The following is a 5,059-nucleotide window of genomic DNA, read 5'->3' as shown; positions in this document are numbered from 1 at the left end:
TTCACCGTCTCCGTCATGACTCGTCTCCGCTGCTGACAAATCCATCATCAGCATCTCAGATTCGAGCCTCCGAGGCTCTGGCAGTCATGGGGTCTAAGGCTCGCGCCATGTCGGTTGGATGCGTAAGGGCCTGAACCGATCACGGGGTTTGTCGATTTCGCTCCAGAGATAGTCGCCGGTGAGGCCGATGTGTTCCCAGCCCAGCGGGGCGACATGGGTGACCAGCTCGTCGGGCACGTCGATGCCATCGGCGCGCAGATGGCGCACGGCGCGATCGAGATAGACGGTGTTCCACAATGTCACGGCTGCGGTGGCGAGTGTCAGCCCGGATGCCCGATGCCGCTGGTTCTCGAAGGTGCGATCGCGCAGCTCGCCAAGACGGTTGAAGAAAATCGCGCGAGCGAGCGCGTTGCGTGCCTCGCCCTTGTTGAGAATGCTGCCGGTGCGGCGGCGCTGTTCGGGATCATCGAACCAGTCGAGCATGAACAGGGTACGCTTGATGCGCCCGATCTCACGCAAGGCGCGCGCGACGGGGTTCTGGCGCGGATAGCCGGCGAGCTTGCGCAGCATTGCCGAGGCGCTGACGGTACCGGCGCGGATCGAAGCGGCGAGGCGCAACGTCTCGTCCCAATTCTCCTCGAGGGCGCGAACATTGACCGGACCGGCGACAAGCGCGCGGAGGGTTGGCCAAAGGTCGAGCGGCGATAGGCCGTAAAGGCGGCGCTCGTTGAGATCGCGGATACGCGGGGCGAAGCGGAAGCCGAGCAGATGGCACATTCCGAACACATGATCGACGGCGCCGGCGGTGTCCGTTGCGTGCTCCCGGATCACCAGCTCGCTTTCATGGTCCAGCAGGCCGTCGAGAACATGGGCGGCCTCTCCGGCATTGGCGGCGATGACCTTGGTGTGGAACGGCGTGAATCGGTCGGTCACATGGGTGTAGAACAGCACGCCGGGTTCCGAACCGTAGCGGGCATTATGATCGGCCCGCGCTTCCCCGCGTCCGCCTGCCCGGAAGAACTGGCCGTCAGACGACGATGTATCACCTGGCCCCCATACGCTCGCCAGCGGATGCGCGGTGTGGCAATCGACGATCGCCGCTAGCGCCGAGAGATAGGTTTCGTCGCGCACATGCCATTCCGCCGTCCAGCGCAGGCGCGCCAGGGTCAGCCCGCGTGAGCTTTCCGCCATGCGGCCGAGCCCAAGGTTGGTTGCATCGGCCAGGATCGCCGCCATCAGCGCGGATTGGTCCGATGCCGGGGCACCACTTCGGGAATGGACGAAGTGATCGGAGAAGCCGGACCAGGCCGCGACCTCGACCAGCAAATCGGTGATGCGTACGCGCGGCAGCATCGCGTAGAGTCTGGCTTTCAATGTCTCGGCATCGTCGGACACGATGCGCCGGAAGGGAGAAATCAGCAGTTGCCCGCGCTCGATGGTGACGTCGGTCAGCTCGTCGGCCGCCGCCGCCCGCTCGACCTCGCTCATTCGCCTGCTCAACAGCGTTCGCCGCTCGTCGATCCATGCGGCAAAGTCCGACGACACGGCCAGATTGAGGGTGTTGTCCGCGCGCATGGTCTCGAACGCCGGCACGGGCAGGAGATAGTCGTCGAGCGTGCGGTAGGCCCGGCTGCCGTCCACCCAGATACTGCCTGAGCCGATGCGCTCGCGCAGATGGACGATCACCGCCATCTCATAGGCCCGCCGGTCGATCGTTCCTCCTTCCGGCTGCACGACCTTGCGCCAGCGCGGCTTGATGAAGCTGGTCGGAACCTGCTTCGGGAGGGCCGAACGGCCATCACGATACATTTTCTTCAGCGTCTCGACGGCCGAGAGCAGCGGGTCGCCTGCACGCGATGCGCGAAAGGTGAACGCGGCGAGGAAGGTCGGCGCGAACTTGCGGGCAGCGGGGTAGCGCTCCACCACTTCCGCAAGGCCGTCGTCGCCCGCTTGGGTGAGATCCTCCGCGCAGCGGACGCTGCGCACGAGTTCATCCCACCCCAAACGATCCTCAATCGCCGCGAAGGCATCGCGCCCATCGGCATAGGCGTTGAGCAGCAGGCGGCCGAGCTGGACGTGAATGCGCGCGGTGTCCTTCAGCAGCCGTGCCTGCCCCAGTAATCGATTAGATCGGGTGCGGTCGGCGCGGCGAAACAGCGATCCCACCATCTTCTCGACCATAACAAGTGCGGCGTCGGTCAACGCTGCTTCCATCTCGATGGCGAATGCCGTGAGCATCGCAAGGCGGCGGGACCGTTCGAGACGGCGAAGGTGCTGGGCGGTGACGATGCCGGCGGTTCGCGCGATCACAGCATAGCGTGCGGCATGGATGCGGCGGGCGCGGTCCGCCGTGATCCCGATAGCCCTCACCGTGTCGAGCCTGGCCACAAGGGCTTTCAGGTTCGATGCCGAGGGAGATTCCGACCAGTCGCGTATCCAGCCAAGTGGGGTGCGGCCGTGATCGTCGGAGGTAACAAGTTGCTCTAATGCGGCTTCCTGTTCGGCCGAGCAGTCACGGATCAGACCGATATTGGCGGCTTTGCGCGCTTGCGTTCGGGCGATGAGGGCGATCCGTTCGAGTGTCGATGCGGCGGGCAGGACGATCCGGTCGAGCCGAAGCCGGTCGACCATGCCTGCAACGATCGTTTCGCCACGATCGGTCGATGCAGCGATCTCCAGCCCCAACGAGAGCATGGTTCGCACGTCCGACCTGCTGAAGGGGCGCAGGTCCAGCCATGCTTCGATTTCCGCGCGATGTTCGCGAAGTGTCGTGGCGCGGGCGGCATAGGCCGGAAAATCATTGGGGTGGCACCCGCTCTGTTCGCACAGCAGCGCGACCATGGCGGTCGCCGGCACTTCGCCGGGAAGCAGGCCACGGCCCGGATGGCGCAGATAGCAAATCTGGACAGCGTAGCCGATACGATTGGCTCCGCCCCGCCGCTTCATCACCTGCATCAGGTCGTCAGGACCGAGAGTGTAAATTCGTTCAATCGTCTCGCGGTCTGTCGGGGGATCGAAGATCGCCATGCGCTGCGCGGGTGACAATATGGTCTTGGGCGACATCGGCATCCTGTTTGCGTGTCACGAAACAGCAATCCACACCTGCTCATGGAGCATAGACTGAAAGACGGATTATGTTACATAACAGGAGGAAGTTGACGGGCAACAGCGCCATGTCACGCAATCGGACGTATATGTGACGACGCACATCGGCTACGCGCGGGTGTCCAAGGCGGACGGCAGCCAGGTGCATGACCTGCAACGCGATGCGCTGATCGCTGCCGGCGTCGATCCCGATCATATCTACGAGGATGCCGCTTCAGGGCGGCGCGATCGGCGCCCTGGTCTAGATGCCTGCGTGAAAGCGCTGCGAGCCGGCGATACGCTCGTTGTCTGGAAGCTCGATCGCCTCGGCCGCGATCTGCGTCACCTCGTCACGCTGGTCGATGACCTGACCCGGCGGAACATCGGGTTCAAGGTGCTGGCCGGCGAAGGCGCATCGATCGACACCGGCACCGCCAATGGGCGTCTTATCTTTGGCATCTTCGCGGCGCTGGCCGAGTTCGAGCGCGAGTTGATCGCGGAACGCACCCGCGCTGGTCTCGCCTCCGCCCGTGCGCGCGGTCGGCATGGCGGGCGGCCGTTCAAGATGACGCCGGCCAAGCTCCGCCTCGCGCAAGCCGCAATGGGAAAGCCGGAAACCAAAGTCGCCGAGCTATGCGCCGAACTCGGTATCACACGGCAAACGCTCTATCGGCATGTCACGCCTGATGGTCAGATCAGGCGCGATGGGGAAAAGCTTCTTGCTCGCAAAGCGCGGCCAGCCACGTAACTTATGACATTATCAGGAAATTTGGCTTTTGTCTTCATCGGTGGAGAGCATCAGGTTCTGCACTTGGCACCCGTGGCCGCTGCGATCAGTCTGCGCTATCCCAATATAACCGTTGAATGCATTTGTGCCGATGGACGCACGGCCGCCGCTTTGCACAAGGTCGCTAAAACCATGGGTGCAGACATGATGCAGGTAACGCAAATCACGTGGCCTTGGGCAAGCAGGATGGCGGCCCGGTTGACGGGCATTCAATCGTCGATGAAAGGCCCCCTGCTGGCTAAAATCCGATGGTTGCTCCGCAATGCACACGCAATCATCGTTCCGGAGCGTACCTCCGCTGCCCTCAGGTGGTTCGGATGGAGCCGCCTGCTCATACATTTTCGTCACGGGGCTGGCGATCGCGCGCCATCCTCGGAAGCAAGGCTGCGCGCCTTCGACTTCATCTTTGTCGCCGGGCAAAAGGATATCGATCGAGCGATAGCGCAAGGCGTCGACAGGAAAAGGCTTTCAGCAGTCGGCTACATAAAGATGGACTATCTGGGGACCATCCCGGCCGGACTGCGATTGTTTGGTAATGATCGGCCGATCGTCCTCTACAATCCCCATTTTGATCGCTCCATCTCGTCGATCAGTCTGGCGCGAGACGTCATCGCCCGCTTTCGCGAGCAAGAACGGTACAATCTGGTTTTTGCCCCCCATATCCACACTTTCGAGAATTTGGATGCGGCCTCTCGCGCAGAATGGCAGAAGCTTTCGGAGCCAGAGCACATCATTGTGGATCTGGATTCACCCAAGCTCTTCGACATGACCTACACACGGGCGGCCAGTCTTTATCTGGGTGACATGTCGAGCCAGCTTTACGAATTCCTTACAACGCCCCGTCCGGTGGCGTTCCTCAATGCACATGGTGCAAACTGGAAGGATGATCCACGCTACGCCGGTTGGCATCTGGGAGAGGTCGCGTCCGGGGCTGACAATGTTCTCGACGTGATTGACCGGGCGTTCGAGAGGCATCCTGAAATGGTCCGAAGCCAGTCAGAGGCGGTGGCGTTAGCATTCGGTGACTACGAAGGTGCGATCACACGCGCCGCAGGCGCAATTGCGGCAAGCCTTCAATCCTCCCAACGCGCTTAGACCCCATGACTGCCAGAGCCTCGGAGGCTCGAATCTGAGATGCTGATGATGGATTTGTCAGCAGCGGAGACGAGTCATGACGGAGACGGTGAA

At 62.4% G+C, this 5,059-nt stretch carries 3 protein-coding genes; 2 read left to right on the top strand and 1 reads right to left on the bottom strand.

The window, feature by feature from the left end; genetic code table 11:
* Nucleotides 1–93 precede the first annotated feature (93 nt).
* Nucleotides 94–3,063, bottom strand: a complete 2,970-nt coding sequence (locus tag QOL62_RS19490) for a Tn3 family transposase (RefSeq protein WP_283407287.1) — start codon at nt 3,061–3,063, stop codon at nt 94–96.
* A gap of 133 nt (nt 3,064–3,196) precedes the next feature.
* Between QOL62_RS19490 and QOL62_RS19485 the strand changes: the two genes are divergently transcribed.
* Nucleotides 3,197–3,832, top strand: a complete 636-nt coding sequence (locus QOL62_RS19485) for a recombinase family protein (RefSeq protein ID WP_283407286.1) — start codon at nt 3,197–3,199, stop codon at nt 3,830–3,832.
* Nucleotides 3,833–3,835: 3 nt separating this feature from the next.
* Nucleotides 3,836–4,966, top strand: a complete 1,131-nt coding sequence (locus QOL62_RS19480) for a hypothetical protein (protein ID WP_283407285.1) — start codon at nt 3,836–3,838, stop codon at nt 4,964–4,966.
* The last annotated feature ends 93 nt before the right edge of the window (nt 4,967–5,059 follow it).

The sequence above is a fragment of the Novosphingobium panipatense genome (assembly GCF_900182875.1).
Classification (GTDB): domain Bacteria; phylum Pseudomonadota; class Alphaproteobacteria; order Sphingomonadales; family Sphingomonadaceae; genus Novosphingobium; species Novosphingobium panipatense.
This window is presented reverse-complemented; position numbering and strand designations above follow the sequence as displayed.